The sequence below is a fragment of the Bradyrhizobium sp. SRL28 genome (assembly GCF_018596315.1).
Taxonomy (GTDB): Bacteria; Pseudomonadota; Alphaproteobacteria; order Rhizobiales; family Xanthobacteraceae; genus Bradyrhizobium.
In genome coordinates this window covers 1-1,172 of the sequence record NZ_JAHEAG010000163.1, presented here as the reverse complement: position 1 = coordinate 1,172, position 1,172 = coordinate 1, and the positions used below count along the sequence as shown (strand labels likewise).

Here is a 1,172-nt window from a genome sequence, read left to right as displayed (position 1 = left end):
GCAGGCGTGAGCTTGCCACGGTGAATCACAACGTTCTCGTGCCCCGTCGCAGCTTGGGCGCTCTGCCAATGCCGATTGTAGCCACGCTGTTCATTGGACTTCACGTGGCAAGCGGCGAAGTCGGCGTCACCCAGCGACGCCAACTGCCACGCATGTACCGGCCGCTTCGTATGGATGTGCACCCACATCGGGCTTGGCATCGCACCACTACGCAGCGCCTTGGGCTGCAGCTTGATCTCGAACAGCGTCCCTGGCTCGCCCTTCAAGGCGCGCGGTGGATCCACAGACGCCAGTTCCTCGGCCGCCCGCAACTGTTCAAGGTACTTCTGCGACGGAAACGCGTAGGTCTTCATGCAATCGATCGTGATCGCCGCCTTTCGCGCGTTCAGTGAGTTTGTCTGTCCCTGAACCTCGGACAACATCGCCTTAAGCCGGACTATTTTTTCGTGCACTTCGGGCACTTGCGCAGGCGTGAGTAGGCCACGTCGGCGAGGCTCCTCCAGCGCGGCTACACAGGCCTCAATCTCGGCGGCCTGCGTCTGCAGGCGCTTAACGACGAGATCCACGACGTGGTCGGCGTCCTCGGGCTTCCTCTGGCGCGCTTGCGAGACGGCGCTTTGCTGAGCCGGCAGATCGAACTGCAGCAGCTCGTCCAATCGCTTGAGTAATCCCGTCAGTGCGTTCCTGGAGGGCGGAGCCTGCCACATCTCCAGGTACCCGGTCGCCGATGATGACGCCCTCGCGCGTGCCTCCTCTGCACTCGCGAGTTTCTTCGTACCCAGATCCGAGAGTACGATAACCTTGGCTGTCGGGGCCGTGGCAGCGTCGGGCCTGGCGAGCTGCGGCTCGCGCAGCCCGGCAGTTGAACTCCTCTCGCCTGCGGCCGGTGCGCGTTTGCCTTTCCCCTTCCTGCGCGCCGCGTGGCCCTCAGCCACTAAGACGGTATTTTCCGGTATCGCAGCCTGGGCAGGCGGTTCAATCAGGACTGGCCTGTTTGGCTGCACTGCCAAAAGTCGCGTGACTTCGTGCGCGGTGACCCATGCACCTTCCACGATCTGGTCCAACAGTTCCAATGGAAGGTCGGCATCCGTTCCGGCATCCCTTAGCCTGGCAACGATGCCGTTCACCCCTGACGCAAATTCCGAAAGCCGCTCCATGACTCCTTCCAGAAC

The 1,172-nt window shown here is 62.5% G+C and carries 1 pseudogene; it reads right to left on the bottom strand.

What is annotated here, in order from left to right:
• Positions 1-1,172: pseudogene (locus KIP88_RS45790) on the bottom strand (hypothetical protein); the annotation flags it as partial.